Source organism: Pseudomonas sp. lyk4-R2A-10 (assembly GCF_030209075.1).
In the GTDB taxonomy this organism is placed as follows: domain Bacteria; phylum Pseudomonadota; class Gammaproteobacteria; order Pseudomonadales; family Pseudomonadaceae; genus Aquipseudomonas; species Aquipseudomonas glycinae.
This window is the reverse complement of sequence record NZ_JARVSR010000011.1, coordinates 321,948-340,441: the sequence shown is the minus strand read 5'-3', so window position 1 is coordinate 340,441 and position 18,494 is coordinate 321,948. Positions and strand designations below refer to the sequence as shown.

The following is an 18,494-nucleotide window of genomic DNA, read 5'->3' as shown; positions in this document are numbered from 1 at the left end:
ACTATTCCAACCTGAGCACGGCGAGGAAGGCTTCTTGTGGAATTTCCACGTTGCCGACCTGTTTCATGCGTTTCTTACCGGCCTTCTGCTTCTCAAGCAGTTTTTTCTTACGGCTGACGTCGCCGCCGTAGCACTTGGCCAATACGTTCTTTCTGAGTGCCTTGACGGTTGTCCGGGCGACGATCTGACCGCCAATGGCAGCCTGGATGGCCACGTCGAACATCTGACGAGGAATCAGTTCTTTCATCTTCTCGGTCAACTGGCGACCTTTGAAGTGCGAATTGTCACGGTGCACGATCAGCGCCAGAGCGTCGACCTTGTCGCCGTTGATCAGCACGTCCAGTTTCACCAGATTAGCCGATTGGTAACGATCGAAATGGTAGTCCAGCGAAGCATAGCCGCGGCTGGTGGATTTCAGACGGTCGAAGAAGTCCAGGACCACTTCGTTCATCGGCAAGTCGTAGGTCACTTGCACCTGATTGCCGAGGAACAGCATGTCGACCTGCACACCGCGTTTCTCGATGCACAGAGTGATGACGTTGCCCAGGTGTTCCTGCGGTACCAGGATGTTGGCGCGCACGATCGGCTCGCGCATGTCTTCGATCGACGAGACGTCCGGCAGCTTCGACGGGTTGTCCACGTAAATCGTTTCACCGGTTTTCAGCACCAGTTCGAAGATTACGGTTGGCGCCGTGGTGATCAGGTCCAGGTCGTATTCGCGCTCCAGGCGCTCCTGGATGATCTCCATGTGCAGCATGCCGAGGAAGCCGCAACGGAAGCCGAAGCCCAGTGCGTCGGAGCTTTCCGGGGTGTATTGCAGCGACGAGTCGTTCAGGGTCAGTTTCTGCAACGCTTCGCGGAAGTCCTCGAAATCGTCGGAACTGACCGGGAACAGACCGGCGTAAACCTGCGGCTGGATGCGTTTGAAACCTGGCAGCACCGGAACGTCCGGAGTGGAGCTCAGGGTCAGGGTGTCACCGACCGGCGCACCGTGAATGTCCTTGATGCTGGCGATGATGAAGCCCACTTCGCCGGCCTTCAGGTCAGCGGTGGCGGTGTGTTTCGGGTTGAACACGCCGACGCTGTCGACCAGATGCACTTTGCCGGTGGACTTCACCAGGATCTTGTCGCCCTTCTTCACGCGGCCGTGACGCACGCGCACCAGGGAGACTACGCCCAGGTAGTTGTCGAACCAGGAGTCGATGATCAACGCTTGCAGCGGATCTTCGATGTTGCCGATCGGCGCAGGAATGGTAGCGACCAGACGCTCGAGTACTTCATCGACACCCAGGCCGGTCTTGGCGCTGCAAGTGACGGCGTCGGTGGCGTCGATGCCGATGATCTTCTCGATCTCGTCCTTGACGCGATCGGGCTCGGCCTGTGGCAGGTCGATCTTGTTCAGCACCGGCATGACCTCAAGGCCCTGCTCGATGGCGGTGTAGCAGTTGGCCACGGACTGGGCTTCAACGCCCTGCCCCGCATCGACCACCAGCAACGCACCTTCACAGGCCGCCAGGGAACGGCTGACTTCGTAGGTGAAGTCGACGTGACCCGGGGTGTCAATGAAGTTCAGCTGGTAGGTGACGCCGTCTTTGGCCTTGTAATAGAGGGTGACGCTGTGGGCCTTGATGGTGATCCCGCGTTCGCGCTCCAGATCCATGGAATCCAGTACCTGGGCTTCCATTTCACGCTCGGCCAGGCCGCCGCACATCTGGATGAAACGGTCAGCCAGCGTCGACTTGCCATGGTCAATGTGGGCGATGATGGAGAAATTGCGGATATGACTCAAATCACTCACGGATCAACACTCAAAAAGGCTGCAGGCTTGGCCCGCCGAAAAATAGCCGGGAATTGTACCTGATACACGGCGCAAGCGTCACGTTCGCCTGTCACCCGGATTGCATGCAAAAACGCCCCGGTCTGGCGACCGAGGCGTTTTCAAAGCTAAAGCGTGGGTGAAACCTTATTCATCAACCGGCTCGACGCAACAGCCAGACACCCGCCAGCGCACACACGCCAGCCGGCACCAGCACCGCGAACAGCGGCGAGAAGCCGAACACCAGACTGGATGGGCCCAGCAGATCCTGAACGATGCGGAAGGTGAAGCCCACCAGCACGCCGGTGAACACCCGCTGACCGAGGGTCACCGAACGCAGCGGACCGAAGATGAAGGAAATCGCCATCAGTACCAGCGCAGCGGTCACCAGCGGCTGCAACACCTTGACCCAAAATGCCAGCCAGTAACGACCGTTGCTCAGACCCTGATCGGCCAGATAGTGGATGTAACCCCACAGACCGGTGATCGACAGCGATTCCGGCGCCATCACTACAGTGCTCAGCAATTGCGGGCTCAGCGAGACATCCCAGCGCTCGACCGGCGTATTGACCACTTCGGTGCTACGCTCGTGAAATTTGGTGGTGGTCACGTCGGTCAGCTGCCAGTGATCGGTGTCGAACTCGGCGCGCTTGGCGAAGCTCGAACTGAGCAGATGGCGTTCTTTGTCGAAGTGATAGCGGGTCACACCATACAGACGACCGTTGGGTTGCACGGAGTTGATGTGAATGAACTCGTCACCCTGGCGGTGCCACATGCCGTGCTTGGCGCTTTGCGCGTCGCCGCTGCCTTGCGCCAGCGAACGGTTGGCCTGGGCCATGCTTTCGGTGGCTGGGGCCACGTATTCGCCGATCAGCACACCGGCCAGCATCAGTACCAGCATCGGCTTCATCACCGCCCAGACGATACGCCCGATGGAGACACCGGCAGCGCGCATTACGGTCAACTCACTGCTGCTCGCCAGACTGCCAAGGCCGATCAGGCAACCGATCAGCGCCGCCATCGGCAGCATGTCGTAGAGCCGGCGCGGGGCGGTCAGGAGCACGAAGCTCAGGACATCGACCAGGGTGTAGGTATCACTGACATCGCCCATCTCGTCGATGAACGCAAACAAGGTAGCCAGGCCGAGAATGATCGCCAGCACCGCGATGATCGCGATGAACACGCTGCTGCCGATGTAGCGGTCGAGTTTAACCACGGGCCACCTCCAGCGCTGCGCTGCGACGGCTGGCCAGCTTCAGGCGCAAAGGCTCCCAGTACAACAGACCGAGACCGATCGTCAGGAAGATCGCATGCACCCACCACAAGCCGAGCGCCGGTGGAATCTTGCCTTTCTCGAGGGCGCCGCGGGCGGCAATCAGGATGGTCAGGTAAGCCATATAAAGAAGAATCGCCGGCAGCAGCTTGAGGAAACGCCCCTGACGCGGATTGACCCGCGACAGCGGCACCGCCATCAGGGTCACGATGAACACCAGCAACGGCAGCGACAGGCGCCATTGCAGTTCGGTTTTCGAGCGAATGTCGTCACTGCCGAGCAGGGACGAGGTCGGCATGGCGTCACGGTCGGTGACTTCCTCGCTGACATCCGGCTTGGGCAGCAGCACGCCGTAGGTTTCGTAGTGGATGGCGCGATAGTTGGCCTGACCCGGGCTGCCGTCGTAGCGGTAGCCGTTGTCGAGGATCAGGTAACGGTTGCCGTCGGGACGCACTTCCTGACGACCTTTCTCCGCCACCAGCACGGAAATCCCGCGATCCTTCTGGTTGGCACCGAGGTTCTTCTGCGAGATGAATACGCTGCCGAGGTTGACCCGGTCATCGCTGAGGGTTTCGGTGTAGGTCACCCGCGTACCGTCGCGCAAGGCCTGGAAACGGCCCGGCTCGAGGGTGTCGAATTCGGTCAGGGCATCCTGTTTGTTCAGCAGCAGCTGGAACTGGTTGGCGCCTTGCGGTGCCAGGCTCAAGCTCAGCCAGGCCACCACCACAGCTACCAGGGTGGCCGGAAACAGGGTCATGCGGAACAACCGCTGCTGACTCATGCCGGTGGCCGAAAGCACGGTCATCTCGCTTTCGAGGTACAGCCGGCCGTACGCCAGCAGAATCCCGAGGAACAGCCCCAGCGGCAGGATCAACTGCATGAAGCCCGGCAGGCGATAGCCCATGATCAGGAACAGCGATCCCGGATCGAGCTGGCCCGCGGCGGCCTGGGCAAGGTATTTGATGAAGCGACCGCTCATGATGATGACCAGCAGCACGGCGCTTACCGCACTCAGGGTCAACAGGACTTCGCGGGACAGATAACGGAAGACGATCAAACCAGACACTCCAGAGTTGTCAGGCTAAGGCGGCCAAACAAGCAAACGTATCGACGGGCCCGCAAGGCAGAGCCGTCGAAAAAAGATGCGGCATTATCCTGTGATTGAGGGCGCCTGTCACTGCGCGCACACACGCAAGCGTGCAATCGGTTGAAGATCGTACAACCGAGGGTTGTCAGGCGCGGTGAGCGAGGTTCAAACTGCCGCCTCTGTCGCAGGCACTGGCCTGCGCCTCTTCTCTCTATAAGCAGGCGACGGCGGACACGTCGAACGCCTGTGTGTTGACCATTCATTCAGGGATCCGGACATGGAACTGGTTGTAAAAAGCGTTAGCCCAGAAACGTTGAAAACCGCCACCCTGGTGGTTGCCGTCGGCGAAGGCCGCAAACTCGGTGCCGCCGCCAGGCAGGTCGACGAACTGAGCGGCGGCGCCATCAGCGCCGTGCTCAAGCGTGGCGACCTGGCCGGCAAGGTCGGCCAGAGCCTGTTGCTGCACAGCCTGCCGAACCTGAAAGCCGAACGCGTGCTGCTGGTGGGCGTGGGCAAGGATGAAGAACTGGGCGACCGTCCGTTCCGCAAGATCGTCGCCGGCATCCTCAACACCCTCAAAGGCCTGGGCGGCAGCGACGCCGTACTGGCACTCGATGAAATCATCGTCAAGAACCGTGACAGTTACGGCAAGACCCGTCTGCTGGCCGAAACCCTGGTCGACGGCGAATACACCTTCGACCAGTTCAAGAGCCAGAAAGCCGAACCGCGCGCCCTGAAGAAAATCACCCTGCTGACCATCAAGGCCGCTCAGGCCGAAGTGCAACGCGCCGTGAACCACGCCACCGCGATCGCCAACGGCATGGCATTCACCCGTAACCTGGGCAACCTGCCGCCGAACATCTGCCACCCGACTTTCCTCGGCGAGCAAGCCAAGAACCTCGGCAAAGAGTTCAAGGATCTGAAAGTCGAAGTCCTCGACGAGAAGAAGATCAAGTCGCTGGGCATGGGTTCGTTCTACGCCGTCGGCCAGGGCAGCGCCCAGCCGCCGCGCCTGATCGTCATGCAATACAACGGCGGCAAGAAATCCGAGAAGCCGTACGCACTGGTCGGTAAAGGCATCACCTTCGACACCGGCGGCATCAGCCTGAAACCGGGCGCCGGCATGGACGAGATGAAATACGACATGGGTGGCGCGGCCAGCGTGTTCGGCACCCTGCGCGCCGTGCTGGAACTGAAACTGCCGATCAACCTGGTGTGCATTCTGGCCTGCGCCGAGAACATGCCGAGCGGCACTGCTTCGCGTCCGGGCGACATCGTCACCACCATGAGCGGCCAGACCGTGGAAATCCTCAACACCGACGCCGAAGGCCGTCTGGTGCTGTGCGATGCACTGACCTACTCCGAGCGCTTCAAGCCGCAAGCGGTGATCGACATCGCCACCCTGACCGGTGCCTGCGTCGTTGCCCTGGGCGCCCACACTTCGGGCCTGCTGGGCAACAACGACGAACTGATCGAGCAATTGCTGAGCGCCGGCAAGGCTGCCGACGACCGCGCCTGGCAACTGCCGCTGTTCGATGAGTACCAGGAGCAACTGGACAGCCCGTTCGCCGACATCGCCAACATCGGCGGTCCGAAGGCCGGCACCATCACCGCCGCCTGCTTCCTGTCGCGCTTCACCAAGAACCTGAACTGGGCGCACCTGGATATCGCAGGCACCGCCTGGACCAGCGGCGGCAAGGACAAGGGCGCAACCGGCCGTCCGGTTCCGCTGTTGACCCAATACTTGCTGGACCGCGCCAAAGCCTGAAACCGATGACTGCGAGCGGCGCCTCTCTTGAGGGGCGCCGCTCGCAGCTCAGGAACCGCAATGACCAAAGTCGACTTTTATATCCTGCCCAGCGCCGATCCTTCGGCTCGCCTGGACTTTGCCTGCAAGCTCACCGATAAAGCCTGGCGCATGGGCCATCGCATCTACCTGCATTGCAGCGATGCCGCCCAGCGTGATGATCTCGATGCGCGCCTGTGGGCGTTCAAGGGTGAAACCTTCGTGCCTCACGGCCCGGCTGAAAGCGAGCCGGAAGGTTTGATCGTATTGGGAGTGGGCGAGGACTGTGGCCAGCACACAGACTTGCTGGTCAACCTCGACCTGAAAGTCCCGGTTTTCGCCAGTAAATTCGCCCGCGTTGCCGAGGTGGTGGTGGAAGATCCGGCGATCCGCACTGCGGCGCGGGAGAGTTTCCGTTTCTACCGCGAACAGGGCTATCCTCTGCAAGACCACCGTTTACAGCGACTCTGAGTACGCCGATGGACACTCCAAAACCGCTGCAAAAACCCGCGCACCTGCTGGATGACCTTGAGTCGATCCGCCAGTTGCTCGGCGATGACAACCTGCAACCGCCGCTGTTGACCGACACGGTCGATGATGGCGAACAGGAACAGATTCCGATGTTGTTCGACTCGGTCGGCACTGAGCCGCCCGCCGTCGTACCGCCTCCCGCCCCCGTCGTGAAGCCCGCCACTGCGCCCGTCGCGCCTGTGGATAAAGGCCCCGACGCCCTCCTGCACCTGGACAGCGAACTGCGCGCCGCTGCGCAACTGATCATGCAGGACGTGATCGACGATTTCGCGCCGCACATCGAAACCGAAATAAAACGCCGCCTCGAGGCGCGAATGGAACGGCTTCTCGGCCAGTACGAATAATTCCCTGATCTCCTGTGGGAGCTGGCCTGCCAGCGATAGCATCACTGCGGTTTTCCTGAAAAACCGTGGCGCCTGCATCGCTGGCAAGCCAGCTCCCACATTTAAGTCTCCACCCGGCCCGCCCCGCTCGCCCTGCGCCCCATGCCCCGCTATACTTCCCGGCTTTTCCTGAATAAATGCCAATAGGGTCCCGCCGCGCATGGATAAGACCTACCAGCCGCACGCCATTGAAACTTCCTGGTACAACACCTGGGAGTCCGAGAACTACTTCGCCCCGCAAGGCGCGGGCGACTCCTACACCATCATGATCCCGCCGCCGAACGTCACCGGCAGCCTGCACATGGGTCACGGTTTCAACAACGCGATCATGGACGCCCTGATCCGTTTCCGCCGCATGCAGGGTCGCAACACCCTGTGGCAGCCGGGCACCGACCACGCCGGTATCGCCACGCAGATGCTGGTGGAGCGTCAGCTCGAAGCCCAGGGCCAGAACCGCCACGATCTGGGCCGGGAAAAATTCCTCGAGAAAGTCTGGGAATGGAAGGATCAGTCCGGCGGCAACATCAGCCGTCAGATCCGCCGTCTCGGCTCGTCCGTGGACTGGAGCCGCGAGCGCTTCACCATGGACGACGGCCTCTCGGAAGCCGTTAAAGAAGCCTTCGTGCGCCTGCACGAAGACGGTCTGATCTATCGCGGCAAGCGTCTGGTCAACTGGGACACCAAACTGCACACGGCGATTTCCGACCTCGAAGTGGAAAACCACGACGAGAAAGGTTTCCTGTGGAACCTGAAATACCCGCTGGCCGACGGCGCAAAAACTGCTGAAGGCAACGATTTCCTGATCGTCGCGACCACCCGTCCGGAAACCATGCTCGGCGACTCCGCCGTCGCGGTGAACCCGAACGACGAGCGCTACAAAGCCCTGATCGGCAAGTTTGTCGAGCTGCCGCTGGTCGGCCGCCGCATCCCGATCATCGCCGACGATTACTGCGATCCTGAATTCGGCACCGGCTGCGTGAAAATCACCCCGGCCCACGATTTCAACGACTACGAAGTCGGCAAACGCCACAACCTGCCGCTGCTCAACATCTTCGACAAGAACGCCAACGTGCTGCCGGCAGCGCAAGTGTTCAACCTCGACGGCACGCTGAACGAGAGCATCGACGGCAAGATTCCGGCCGAGTACGCCGGTCTCGAGCGTTTCGAAGCGCGCAAGCAGATCGTGGCCGCGTTCGACGCCGCCGGCCTGCTGGTCAGCGTCGACGACCACAACCTGAAAGTGCCGAAAGGCGACCGCTCCGGCACCGTCATCGAGCCGTGGCTGACCGACCAGTGGTACGTGTCCACCAAGCCGCTGGCCGAGCCTGCGATTGCTGCCGTCGAAGACGGTCGCATCCAGTTCGTGCCGAAGCAATACGAAAACATGTACTTCTCGTGGATGCGTGACATCCAGGACTGGTGCATCAGCCGTCAGCTGTGGTGGGGCCACCGGATTCCTGCCTGGTACGACGAGTCGGGCAAGGTCTACGTCGGTCGCGACGAAGCCGAAGTGCGCGCCAAGCACAACATCGGTCCGGACGTTGCGCTGCAACAGGACAACGACGTTCTCGACACCTGGTTCAGTTCGGGCTTGTGGACCTTCTCCACCCTGGGCTGGCCGGAAAAGACCGAGTTCCTGAAGAAATTCCACTCCACCGACGTGCTGGTCACCGGTTTCGACATCATTTTCTTCTGGGTTGCCCGGATGATCATGCTGACCATGCACCTGATCAAGAACGAGGACGGCACGCCGCAGGTTCCGTTCAAGACTGTTTATGTGCACGGCCTGGTGCGTGATGGCCAGGGCCAGAAGATGTCCAAGTCCAAGGGCAACGTCCTGGACCCGCTGGACATCATCGACGGCATCGAGCTCGAAACCCTGGTGCAGAAACGCACGTCCGGTCTGATGCAGCCGAAACTGGCGAAGAAGATCGAGAAGCAGACCCGCGAAGAGTTCGCCGACGGCATCGCCAGCTACGGCACCGACGCCCTGCGCTTCACTTTCTGCTCGCTGGCGTCCACCGGTCGCGACATCAAATTCGACATGGGCCGCGTCGAAGGCTATCGCAACTTCTGCAACAAGATCTGGAACGCTGCGCGTTATGTTCTGGACAAGGGCGAAGACTGCGGCCAGAACGGCGAAGCCTACGAGCTGTCACTGGCGGATCGCTGGATCATCTCGCAGCTGCAACGCACCGAAGCCGAAGTGACCCGCCAACTGGATCAGTTCCGTTTCGACCTGGCGGCGCAAGCGCTGTACGAGTTCATCTGGAACCAGTACTGCGACTGGTACCTGGAACTGTCCAAGCCAGTGCTGTGGGACGAAAACGCGCCGGTCGAGCGTCAGCGCGGCACTCGCCGCACGCTGGTTCGCGTACTGGAAGTGGCGCTGCGTCTGGCGCATCCGTTCATGCCGTTCATCACTGAAGAAATCTGGCAGCGCATCGCGCCGCTGGCCGGCATTCAGGGCAAGACGATCATGCTGCAAGCGTGGCCGGTGGCCAACGAAGAGCGCATCGATCCGGCGGCCGAAGACGATATCGAATGGCTCAAGGGCCTGATGCTCGGCACACGCAACATCCGTGGCGAAATGAACATCGGCCCGGGCAAACCGCTGCCGATCTACCTGAAAAACGTCAGCGCTGAAGACCAGCGCCGCCTGACCGAGAATGAAGCGCTGCTGAAGAAGCTGGCGCGTCTGGAATCGATCACCGTGCTGGCGGCCGGCGAAGAAGCGCCGCTGTCCGCTACTGCGCTGGTTGGCGAAATGGAAGTGCTGGTGCCGATGGCCGGTCTGATCGACAAGGGCGCCGAGCTGGCGCGTCTGGACAAGGAAATCCTGCGTCTGCAGGGCGAAGTCCAGCGCGTTGGCGGCAAGCTGTCCAACGCCGGTTTCGTTGACAAGGCTCCGGCCGAAGTCATCGAGAAGGAACGCGCCAAACTGGCCGAAGCCGAACAGGCTCTGGCCAAGCTGGCCGAGCAGCACGCGCGGATTGCCAGCCTGTAACGGCGAATCGCACTGAAAAAGGGAGGCCCGCAACGGCCTCCCTTTTTTGTGCCCGGCACTTTTCCGGCCAACAACGCAGCGCCCTGTGGGACAATAGCCGCCACTTTCAGCCCTACCCGAATCGACCACGCCCATGAACGCCCCACGTACACCGAAACCTGCGCGCAAGAAGCCTGACTCCGCCACCCCGGCCAAGCCCGTGGAGCCGCGTAAAGAAGCCAGCCTGCACCCGCGCAATCGCCATCAGGGTCGTTACGACTTCCCGGCGCTGATCAAGACCACTCCGGAACTGGCGAAGTTCGTGATCACCAACCCGTACGGCAAGGAAAGCATCGATTTCGCCAGTCCCGATGCGGTGCGTGTGTTCAACCGGGCGCTGCTCAAATCGTTCTACGGCATCCAGCATTGGGACATCCCGGCCGATTATCTGTGCCCGCCGGTGCCGGGCCGTGCCGACTACATCCACTTTTTGGCTGACCTGCTGGCCAGCAACAACGACGGCGTGGTTCCGCGCGGCGCCATCGTCAATGTGCTGGATATCGGCATGGGCGCCAACTGCGTGTACCCGCTGATCGGTAACAGCGAATATCGCTGGCACTTCCTCGGCTCGGAGATCGATCCGACCGCCGTGGCCGCTGCCAGGGCCATCGTTCAGTCCAACGACCTGAACAAGGTCATCCAGCTGCGCCAGCAGGAGAACCGCAAGCACATCCTGATCGGCCTGCTGGAGCCCGGCGAACGCTTTGACCTGACCATGTGCAACCCGCCATTCCATGCCTCGATGGAAGAGGCCACCAAGGGCAGTGAGCGCAAATGGCGAGCCCTGGGCAAGGCCGACCCGAAGCGCAAATTGCCGGTACTGAACTTCGGCGGCCAGTCGGCCGAGCTGTGGTGTGAAGGTGGCGAGGCGCGTTTCGTGACGCAACTGATCGCCGAAAGTGCGAACTTTGCACACAAGGTGCTGTGGTTCAGCACCCTGGTCTCGAAAGCCTCGAACCTGCCTGCCATCGAAACCGCGCTGAAGAAGGCCGGTGCGCTGGAAAGCCAGGTGGTGGAAATGTCCCAGGGGCAGAAGCAGAGCCGCTTCGTCGCCTGGACCTTCCAGACCAAGTCCGAGCAGCAGATCTGGCGGCGCGAACGCTGGGTGCGCAAGTAATACGTTTCAACCTGGGCGGCGCTTGACCGCAAGCAGCCGCCGCTACTGCTGAAACACAAACAGCAGGCACAAAAAAACCGTGCCCGGATCGCTCCGGTGCACGGTTTTTTTATCGCTGCGTCTTACTTGTTCACAGCGTCGGTCAGGCCTTTGGCCACAACCAGCTTGATCACTTTCTTGGCAGGGATTTCGATGGCAGCGCCAGTCGATGGGTTACGGCCAGTGCGGGCAGGACGCTCGGTCACTTTCAGCTTGCCGATACCTGGCAAGGTGATTTCGCCGCCGTTTTCCAGCTGATCGGCAACGATTTGGCCCAGTTGGTCCAGAGCGTTACGCGCGGTGGTTTTCGGCGCGTCGATAGCTTCAGCGATGTCGGCGATCAGTTGGTCTTTAGTAAGAGCCATGTAGTGTTCCTTCCCTATCAAATTCATATGGATTGCAGAGTGCAGTGTCAGCCATCGAGCCCGATCTTCTGGATCTGGCACCCTCGGCGATAACCACGACGAGTCGGGGTTATAGATGCCGAAATCAAGGTTTGGTTCGACCTGACAAAAGCTGAATGCATGCTTGTCGCGGTGACTTCGCACAAGACCGGGCAAAACTAGCACAGAGACAAGGAAATATCCGCCTCTAGCTAGCCAAATGGTCAGGTTTATTGCGCTAAATCGGTAAATAAATGCATAAGGGCAGTCGGGTGACCCGGATTTGCCCTTCACCCCGCGCCAAATCCAGTGGTTGCGGTACACTGGGCGCTTTTTCGGGGGAGCCCGCCCTCCTCCCTTCCACCAGCCGAGAAGCCTATGCCGATCCGTCATTGCATCGTCCATTTGATCGACAAAAAACCCGACGGCACACCCGCAGTCCTGCACGCCCGTGACTCCGAACTGGCTGAGTCCGCAGCCATCGAGAACATGCTCGCCGATCTCAACGAGAGCTATAACGCCAAACAGGGTAAAGCCTGGGGGTTGTTCCATCCGGAGTCCGGTGCGTTCCCGTTCAGCGGCTGGCTGAAGGAATACATGGAAGGCGGCAAGGACTTCACCGCGTTCAGCAAGGTCGCGGTCGAGCACCTGCAAAAGCTGATGGAAGAATCGAACCTGTCGGTCGGCGGCCATGTGCTGTTCGCCCACTATCAGCAAGGCATGACTGATTACCTGGCCATCGCCCTGCTGCACCACAGCGAGGGCGTGGCGGTGACCGATCAACTGGACGTGACGCCATCGCGCCACCTCGACCTCGGTCAACTGCACCTGGCGGCGCGGATCAACGTCTCCGAGTGGCAGAACAACAAGCAGTCCAAGCAGTACATCTCGTTCATCAAGGGCAAGAACGGCAAGAAGGTCTCGGAGTACTTCCGCGACTTCATCGGCTGCCAGGAAGGCGTCGACGGCCCGGGCGAAACCCGCACCCTGCTCAAGGCCTTCAGCGACTTCGTCGAGAGCGAAGACCTGCCGGAAGATTCCGCCCGCGAGAAGACCAAGACCCTGGTCGACTATGCCAGCAGCCAGGCCAAGCTCGGCGAACCCATGGGGCTGGAAGAACTGTCTGAGCTGATCGACGAAGAACGCCCGAAGGCCTTCTACGATCACATCCGCAACAAGGATTACGGCCTGTCGCCGGAGATCCCGGCGGATAAGCGCACGCTCAATCAGTTCCGTCGCTTCACCGGTCGCGCCGAAGGCCTGTCGATCAGCTTTGAAGCGCACCTGCTGGGCTCGAAAATCGAGTACGACGAAGAAGCCGGGACCCTGGTCATCAAAGGCCTGCCGACCTCGCTCACCGATCAGTTGAAGCGCCGCAACTGATGCTCGGCAATGTGCTGAAAAAGGTTCTGCTGGTTCTGCTGGTGGTCGTGGTCTATCAGAACTGGGGCAAGATCGAGCGGGTGTTCAACCCGTCGCAGATGGCGTCCGAGCAGGTTCGCGCCAACGCCAGGGTTGTGCTGTACGCCACAGACTGGTGCGGCTACTGCAAGCAGACCAAGCGCTTTCTCGATCAGAAAGGCATTGCGTTCAAGGAATTCGATATCGAGAAGGATGCCGAAGCACGCAAGGCGTATGAAGCGCTGGGCGGACGCGGGATTCCGCTGATCGACGTCAATGGCACGTTGATCCGCGGGTTTGATCCCGACGAGATTCTCGCTGCACTGAAATGAACGAGGGAGCCAATCGGCTCCCTCAGTTGTTTCAGCGTTTCTCGATCCGGAAACCGAAACGCGGGAAGTGCACATGCACCACTCCGCCGCGTTCGTCTTCACGGCGCAGGATCAGCTCCTCGCGACCGGCAAACACCAGCTCACCGGCCACCGGATCAACACCGTAGTCTGTCGCTGCGATCAGCACCTGTTGACCTGCCACGAACCCGTTCGGATCAGTGAACACCTCATCCGGCAACGCTACGGGCTTAGAGCTGCGCGCGATCTCCAGTGCTTCCTCCGAACTCATCTCGCTGGCCACGCCATGGCCAAAACCGAGCACCCGACCCAGCCACGCCGACACTGCCGGATAAGCATCCACCAACGGCGCCGTCACGTGCGTGGCCTTGAGAAACCACAGTGGATGGGCCATGGCGAAGTCGGCAATCGAAGGCTCACCGAGCAGGAAGTCACCGTCTTCACGCTGCAACTGCTGCTCCAGACGCGCCATGAGGGTCGGCCAATTGTGCTTGGCCTGTTCGGCTGAAAGCTTGGTCGCGCTGCCACCACTGAACAGTCCGGCACGATCGGCGAGGAACGCCTTGATCGCTTCCGGCGGCAACTTGCCGAAACGCACCGCCACCGACTCCGGCTGAAAAACGAGGCTCACCGCATGCTGGAACACCACCGAATCGGCCCAGGCGGCGAAACTGGCGGCGATCATTTCCTGACCTTCCGGGAAGAACGAAGGTTGGGCCTTTTCCTGCTCGAGGCGACGGGCGATCAGCGCGGTGTCGCAATAGATATCAGCGCCGATCTGTAGCACCGGGGTCTTGCGGTAGCCGCCTGTCAGGGCGGTCAGATCCGGCTTCGGCATCACCGGCGAAATGTGCACCGAGCGCCAGGACAAGCCCTTGAAACCCAACAGCAGCCGGGCCTTTTCGGCAAATGGAGAGGTCGGGTAATGATGCAGAATCAACTCGGACATGCTCGGCTCCGCCGCACAGAAAGTGAGCCAGCAGCTTAGCGCGCAATTCGTTCGCAGCCTACGGATCCGGCTGATGGGAACTGATCAGTCAGGTTGATAAGGCACTAAAAAACCGCCTCAGCCAAGGCCGAGACGGCTTCCCACTTCAATGAACCTACATCAGGTCATCGAAGTGATCTCGCAGGAACTCGTAAAAGCGAAACGCTTTGAACGACCTCCATACGAGGCTCAGAGTACGTAGCAAAAGCTTCATACATTTTGGCCTCCGGTTGGGGGCCAAACCTCCAGCGTGCTTACCGGACCACGTACGCCTTCGGAATACACGCTAGTGTGTCCATTGAGATGCAGTAAACCCGGCCGCAAACCGGCGTTTACAGAAAAAACCGCTCCGCAAAGGCGGTTTTTTTTCGCCTGTTGTGTGCCCGAGGCAGTGCTTCGACATCCAGTGATTTTACCGTTTGCACCTGCTCAATCAGGCCGATAAGACGCCACCAGACACTCCTTCGCACTCTTCCTGAGCTTCTTGATCAACCGCTCCTGACGCAAAGCATCACCCTTGTCGCGGCAACGCTCGGTGTAGACCAGCGCCATCGCCGGGCTTGAAAGAAAGAACCGTGCGCCCTTGCCGCTCTGGTGCTTGGCGAAACGGCGCACGGGATCATCGCTGATCCCGCAGTACAGCGAACCGTTGGCGGCGCGTACGAGGTAGACGAACCAGGATTTGCTCACTGGAACGTCGGCATCGAGAGGATTTTCGCTGAGGCTGTTCACGGGACAATTCAGGCGTAAGAAAAACAGGTGGCGATCTTATCAGCGACTCGCCTGAAATGCCTTCAGCCCTTTCAGCGCCTGAGCACGGACAGCGTTGCGCACCAGAGGCGTCCAGCCCAACAACACCCCCTTGAAACCCAGCGCCTGACGCGACCAGCGCCACAGGTCGAAGTGGTCGTGGTGTTCACAGATCTTGCCGTCACGGAAGACGAAGCGCGCCTGGATGTCGTTGATCACGACATTGCCGGTCTGGCTGAACAGGTAGGTCGCCACCCAGTGGGCGCCGCCGCTGCGCTCGTCGGCGCGGACGTTGTTGAAGGTCAGGGAGAAGTCCTTGGCGCGAGTGGTGAGCATGCGCCACATGTCGCCGGCATCACGACCGCGCAGCTCGCCGAAGGCCGGATCGCTGAACACCACGTCGTCGGTGTAGCAGGCGGCCATGGCCTCGGCGTCGAGGCGCTGGAAGGCCTGGTAGAAACGGGTGATCAGGGCGCTGTGGGCTTCTTCACTCATGGGCAATCTCCAGGAAAGGTACAGATTGCCAGCACGATAATCCGCAAACGCCTGAAACACTATCGGCATTCGCATTTCGAATACCGACAGTATGTGCGCATCAGACCTTTTCGCTGACCACCTGCACGTACAGCGCACGTCCGGCACCGAGGCCAGCGAGGATTGCACCCGCACCAATGATGCCGAAAATCCAGCCTACGGCGTTCCAGCCACCGGTCCAGTCATGCACTACGCCGACCGCGAACGGCCCCATCGACGCGAGGGTGTAGCCAAAGCCCTGGGACATGCTCGACAGGTTGGCCGCGACATGGGAATCCCGCGAGCGAAGCACGATCAGGGTCAGCGCCAGGCTGAACGTGCCGCCCTGCCCCAGGCCCAGCAGGATCGCCCAGCCCCACAGGCCTTCGATCGGCGCGAAGAGGCAACCGAACAGGCCGCCCAGGGTCAACGCCATCACCACCACGATCGCCAGCCGCTGATCTTTGCCACGTGTGGCCAGCCACGGTGCCGCCAGGGAGCTGGCGAGCTGGATGATCACCGATCCGGACAGCACCAGCCCGGCCTGGGTCGGCGTCAGCCCGCGACCGATAAGGATCGACGGCAGCCAGCCGAACACGATGTAGGCCAGCGACGATTGCAGGCCCATGTACAAGGTCACTTGCCAGGCCAGCGGATCCCGCAGCAAACCGCGCACCCGGTAGGCAACGTTGTGTGCACCATGCTTCTGGCCGATTTGCGGGAGCCAGAACACTGCCGCCACCAGCGCCGGAATCACCCAGAAACCCAGGCCCATGGCCCAGCTGTGGTCAAAGTGTTCGCTCAATGGCACGGTCGATCCTGCCGCCATTGCCGCGCCCAGGCACAGGGCCATGGTGTAGACGCCGGTCATGGTGCCGGCGTGTTTGGCGAAGTCGCGTTTGACGATGCCCGGCAGCAACACGCCGATGATGCCGATGCTCGCGCCACCCAGCACGCTGCCGGCGAACAGACCGATCTCACCGAAACTGCTGCGCAGGATGATGCCGCCGGCCAGTGTCAGAAGAATCCCCAGTACCACCCGTTCGGCACCGAAACGCCGTGCGAGCAATGGGGCCAGAGGTGCGAACAACCCAAGGCAGAGCACTGGCAACGTCGTCAGCAACCCCGCTTGAGCAGCGGACAAACCGAGACTTTTCGACACTTCACCGAGCAACGGCGCCATGCTCGACAGCGCCGGACGCAGGTTCAACGCCACCAGGATCAGCCCCAACAGCAACAGCCACGGACGCCGCACCAGCGGATGGCTTTGCTGCACCTGCTCGTCATCGGCTTCGGCGTCGATCAACAACTCTTCGAGCTCGGCCTTGCGAACGGGTGCTGGGGAAACTTCTGGGCGGGACATGGTTTTCTCGGTTTCAAGGTTCATTGATCAACTGCCTCGACAGGGCTTTGGCCCGCTCCGGATCGCGCTGCTCGACAGCCTCAAGCAAGGCGACGTGCAAATCGAAGACTTCCTGTCGACGGGGGACGATGTTCAGGGTCTGGCGCAATTGCGCGCCGACGATGCTGGAAAAATAGCGATACAGCTCGCTGAGGGTGGGGTTGTGCGCGGCGTCCACCAGACGGCGGTGGAACACCAGATCGCAGCGGATGTAACTGTCGAGGTCGCCGTGGTAGTGGCTGCCGGCAACACCCAGCGCCTCGCGCAACGCGACGAGGTCTTCATCGGTACGACGCAAGGCCGCCAGGCCAATGGCCTCGACTTCAAGGATGTGCCGGGTCTCCCGGGCCTGGTCCAGCGAGCATTTGGACAGCGCCTTGAGCGTGTCCATCGGATCGACCACCGCCCGCAGGTAACTGCCGTCACCTTGACGGATCTCGATCAACCCGGAAAACGCCAGCACCCGCATCGCCTCGCGAACGGTGTTGCGGCTGATGCCCAGTTCGGCGCACAGCTCGGACTCGGTCGGCAATCGCTGACCGACTTGCCACGTGCCGTCGGTAATGCGCTGGCGCAACTGATCCAGGGCTTGGTCGACCAGGGATCGCTTAATGAGTGGAGAAATGTCTGACATAGGATTCGCCCCTTCATCCAATCATGGGATGAATTTTCTGACATGTTAGTCAGCTCCTCGTAGGACAGCAACCACCTAGGGTCAGAGAGAGGCAAATGGAGCGGGATTTTCGATTGGTCAAAATTACCCTTTAAGGGTAATTTCAGGGACAGGGTTTTGGTTTCTTATGGAAAAGAACACACCCCATTACGACTTGGCGGTGATCAAGGCGGATGTCAGGCGACTCGGTTGGAAGGCATTCACGCACACGGCGAGAAAGACTGGGACTGCACTCGAACTGAGTCTCGCAGAAATGCAGGAAATCGTTCTCAGACTGCAGCGCGGCATGCTGTACAAATCGATGACGACTTATGACGACCATCGTATCTGGCAAGACGTCTATCACATCCAATCACATGGTTTGGAGATTTACATCAAGGTGTCCTATCACTACGACAGGCGCCCACCCGTGATCTCCTTCAAGGAGAACAATTCATGAACACGCAGCAGTGTTTCAGTTGCGGCGCCCCGGAAGGCATGGTGCATTTCAAAGGTCGAGGCGAAACCTTGAGCGCCAAGGGAATGGAGCGTCGCATCGACGACTTGTCGGGCTGGGAGTGCCAGAAGTGCGGCGAGGTCGAATTGGATGACGAGTGCGGGCAGCGCTATTCGGATGCATGCGATGAACTCGTTCTCGCCTGTAGAAAAATGATAGGTAACGAAATGAAAAGGATCCGCCGCAAACTGCATCTGACGCAAAAGGAAACGGTGCAATTGCTTTCAGGAGGCGGGCACAACGCATTTTCACGATACGAACGCGGCGAGGTACTTCCGCCGAAAGCATTGATGCTACTTATGCGTCTGCTGGATCGCTATCCACACTTGCTTGCCGATGCGAGAAACCTGGCCGAAGGGGCTGATTTGAGGGGGGCTTTCAAGTTCACCGAGCACAAAGAACAAGAAGCCCTCACCGCCTCCTGACCCACAAAAAACAAACCCGGCACAAGGCCGGGTTG

General features: G+C 60.4%; 18 protein-coding genes. 9 read left to right on the top strand and 9 right to left on the bottom strand.

Translation table 11 applies throughout. The features are described from left to right. Position 1 precedes the first annotated feature (1 nt). The 3 genes from lepA to lptF form a co-directional block, all read right to left on the bottom strand. The gene (gene lepA / locus QRN46_RS18650; protein ID WP_011332587.1) at positions 2 to 1,798 is read right to left on the bottom strand and encodes a translation elongation factor 4; all 1,797 of its coding nucleotides are present in this window, start codon (positions 1,796 to 1,798) and stop codon (positions 2 to 4) included. Between the two features lie 172 nt (positions 1,799 to 1,970). After that, positions 1,971 to 3,032 carry an LPS export ABC transporter permease LptG gene (lptG, locus tag QRN46_RS18645; protein ID WP_011332586.1) on the bottom strand — a complete coding sequence of 354 codons (1,062 nt, stop codon included), beginning with the start codon at positions 3,030 to 3,032 and terminating at the stop codon, positions 1,971 to 1,973. Next, positions 3,025 to 4,146: an LPS export ABC transporter permease LptF gene (gene lptF, locus QRN46_RS18640; RefSeq protein ID WP_011332585.1), complete on the bottom strand. Its 1,122-nt coding sequence runs from the start codon at positions 4,144 to 4,146 to the stop codon at positions 3,025 to 3,027. The genes lptG and lptF overlap by 8 nt, the downstream gene beginning before the upstream one ends. A gap of 307 nt (positions 4,147 to 4,453) precedes the next feature. Here lptF and QRN46_RS18635 point away from each other — a divergent pair, with 307 nt between their 5' ends. From QRN46_RS18635 to rlmF, 5 genes are all read left to right on the top strand, one after another. Then, entirely contained in the window at positions 4,454 to 5,944 is a 1,491-nt protein-coding gene (locus tag QRN46_RS18635; RefSeq protein WP_011332584.1) for a leucyl aminopeptidase, read from the top strand. A 60-nt stretch (positions 5,945 to 6,004) separates the two neighbouring features. After that, positions 6,005 to 6,433, top strand: a complete 429-nt coding sequence (locus tag QRN46_RS18630; RefSeq protein WP_011332583.1) for a DNA polymerase III subunit chi — start codon at positions 6,005 to 6,007, stop codon at positions 6,431 to 6,433. Positions 6,434 to 6,441: 8 nt separating this feature from the next. Continuing rightward, entirely contained in the window at positions 6,442 to 6,837 is a 396-nt protein-coding gene (locus QRN46_RS18625; protein ID WP_064382433.1) for a hypothetical protein, read from the top strand. Between the two features lie 199 nt (positions 6,838 to 7,036). Further along, positions 7,037 to 9,883, top strand: coding sequence for a valine--tRNA ligase (locus QRN46_RS18620; RefSeq protein WP_011332581.1), 2,847 nt, complete (start codon positions 7,037 to 7,039; stop codon positions 9,881 to 9,883). 133 nt (positions 9,884 to 10,016) lie between these two features. Beyond that, positions 10,017 to 11,039: a 23S rRNA (adenine(1618)-N(6))-methyltransferase RlmF gene (rlmF, locus tag QRN46_RS18615; protein ID WP_011332580.1), complete on the top strand. Its 1,023-nt coding sequence runs from the start codon at positions 10,017 to 10,019 to the stop codon at positions 11,037 to 11,039. A gap of 122 nt (positions 11,040 to 11,161) precedes the next feature. Here rlmF and QRN46_RS18610 read toward each other — a convergent pair whose 3' ends face one another. Continuing rightward, positions 11,162 to 11,443 carry an HU family DNA-binding protein gene (locus tag QRN46_RS18610; protein ID WP_003221909.1) on the bottom strand — a complete coding sequence of 94 codons (282 nt, stop codon included), beginning with the start codon at positions 11,441 to 11,443 and terminating at the stop codon, positions 11,162 to 11,164. A gap of 396 nt (positions 11,444 to 11,839) precedes the next feature. Here QRN46_RS18610 and yejK point away from each other — a divergent pair, with 396 nt between their 5' ends. Both yejK and QRN46_RS18600 read left to right on the top strand, forming a co-directional pair. Beyond that, on the top strand, positions 11,840 to 12,844 hold the full coding sequence (gene yejK / locus QRN46_RS18605; RefSeq protein WP_007957356.1) for a nucleoid-associated protein YejK: 1,005 nt from the start codon (positions 11,840 to 11,842) through the stop codon (positions 12,842 to 12,844). After that, complete coding sequence (locus tag QRN46_RS18600) at positions 12,844 to 13,194, top strand: glutaredoxin family protein (protein ID WP_064593565.1); 351 nt, start codon at positions 12,844 to 12,846, stop codon at positions 13,192 to 13,194. The genes yejK and QRN46_RS18600 overlap by 1 nt, the downstream gene beginning before the upstream one ends. 31 nt (positions 13,195 to 13,225) lie before the next feature. Here the strand turns inward: QRN46_RS18600 and QRN46_RS18595 are convergent, their stop codons facing one another. From QRN46_RS18595 to QRN46_RS18575, 5 genes are all read right to left on the bottom strand, one after another. After that, positions 13,226 to 14,161 carry a glutathione S-transferase family protein gene (locus tag QRN46_RS18595; RefSeq protein ID WP_201819110.1) on the bottom strand — a complete coding sequence of 312 codons (936 nt, stop codon included), beginning with the start codon at positions 14,159 to 14,161 and terminating at the stop codon, positions 13,226 to 13,228. A gap of 468 nt (positions 14,162 to 14,629) precedes the next feature. After that, positions 14,630 to 14,932, bottom strand: a complete 303-nt coding sequence (locus QRN46_RS18590; RefSeq protein ID WP_064382439.1) for a GIY-YIG nuclease family protein — start codon at positions 14,930 to 14,932, stop codon at positions 14,630 to 14,632. A 39-nt stretch (positions 14,933 to 14,971) separates the two neighbouring features. Beyond that, positions 14,972 to 15,445, bottom strand: a complete 474-nt coding sequence (locus QRN46_RS18585; protein WP_064382440.1) for a nuclear transport factor 2 family protein — start codon at positions 15,443 to 15,445, stop codon at positions 14,972 to 14,974. A gap of 100 nt (positions 15,446 to 15,545) precedes the next feature. Then, positions 15,546 to 16,850: a CynX/NimT family MFS transporter gene (locus QRN46_RS18580; protein ID WP_011332575.1), complete on the bottom strand. Its 1,305-nt coding sequence runs from the start codon at positions 16,848 to 16,850 to the stop codon at positions 15,546 to 15,548. Then, positions 16,840 to 17,499 (bottom strand): FadR/GntR family transcriptional regulator, encoded by a 660-nt coding sequence (locus QRN46_RS18575; protein ID WP_285356432.1) that lies wholly within the window; start codon positions 17,497 to 17,499, stop codon positions 16,840 to 16,842. The genes QRN46_RS18580 and QRN46_RS18575 overlap by 11 nt, the downstream gene beginning before the upstream one ends. Before the next feature lie 166 nt (positions 17,500 to 17,665). Here QRN46_RS18575 and QRN46_RS18570 point away from each other — a divergent pair, with 166 nt between their 5' ends. Both QRN46_RS18570 and QRN46_RS18565 read left to right on the top strand, forming a co-directional pair. After that, positions 17,666 to 17,977: a type II toxin-antitoxin system MqsR family toxin gene (locus QRN46_RS18570; protein ID WP_201819108.1), complete on the top strand. Its 312-nt coding sequence runs from the start codon at positions 17,666 to 17,668 to the stop codon at positions 17,975 to 17,977. Beyond that, positions 17,974 to 18,459 carry a type II TA system antitoxin MqsA family protein gene (locus QRN46_RS18565; protein ID WP_127796992.1) on the top strand — a complete coding sequence of 162 codons (486 nt, stop codon included), beginning with the start codon at positions 17,974 to 17,976 and terminating at the stop codon, positions 18,457 to 18,459. Before QRN46_RS18570 ends, QRN46_RS18565 begins: the two co-directional genes overlap by 4 nt. Positions 18,460 to 18,494: the final 35 nt, after the last annotated feature.

Bases quoted from the DNA above. Each gene is read 5' to 3' on its own strand.
- QRN46_RS18635 (WP_011332584.1), top strand. From the start codon at position 4,454: ATGGAACTGGTTGTAAAAAGCGTTAGCCCAGAAACGTTGAAAACCGCC.
- QRN46_RS18630 (WP_011332583.1), top strand. From the start codon at position 6,005: ATGACCAAAGTCGACTTTTATATCCTGCCCAGCGCCGATCCTTCGGCT.
- QRN46_RS18625 (WP_064382433.1), top strand. From the start codon at position 6,442: ATGGACACTCCAAAACCGCTGCAAAAACCCGCGCACCTGCTGGATGAC.
- QRN46_RS18620 (WP_011332581.1), top strand. From the start codon at position 7,037: ATGGATAAGACCTACCAGCCGCACGCCATTGAAACTTCCTGGTACAAC.
- rlmF (WP_011332580.1), top strand. From the start codon at position 10,017: ATGAACGCCCCACGTACACCGAAACCTGCGCGCAAGAAGCCTGACTCC.
- QRN46_RS18610 (WP_003221909.1), bottom strand. From the start codon at position 11,443: ATGGCTCTTACTAAAGACCAACTGATCGCCGACATCGCTGAAGCTATC.
- yejK (WP_007957356.1), top strand. From the start codon at position 11,840: ATGCCGATCCGTCATTGCATCGTCCATTTGATCGACAAAAAACCCGAC.
- QRN46_RS18600 (WP_064593565.1), top strand. From the start codon at position 12,844: ATGCTCGGCAATGTGCTGAAAAAGGTTCTGCTGGTTCTGCTGGTGGTC.
- QRN46_RS18595 (WP_201819110.1), bottom strand. From the start codon at position 14,161: ATGTCCGAGTTGATTCTGCATCATTACCCGACCTCTCCATTTGCCGAA.
- QRN46_RS18585 (WP_064382440.1), bottom strand. From the start codon at position 15,445: ATGAGTGAAGAAGCCCACAGCGCCCTGATCACCCGTTTCTACCAGGCC.
- QRN46_RS18580 (WP_011332575.1), bottom strand. From the start codon at position 16,850: ATGAACCTTGAAACCGAGAAAACCATGTCCCGCCCAGAAGTTTCCCCA.
- QRN46_RS18575 (WP_285356432.1), bottom strand. From the start codon at position 17,499: ATGTCAGACATTTCTCCACTCATTAAGCGATCCCTGGTCGACCAAGCC.
- QRN46_RS18570 (WP_201819108.1), top strand. From the start codon at position 17,666: ATGGAAAAGAACACACCCCATTACGACTTGGCGGTGATCAAGGCGGAT.
- QRN46_RS18565 (WP_127796992.1), top strand. From the start codon at position 17,974: ATGAACACGCAGCAGTGTTTCAGTTGCGGCGCCCCGGAAGGCATGGTG.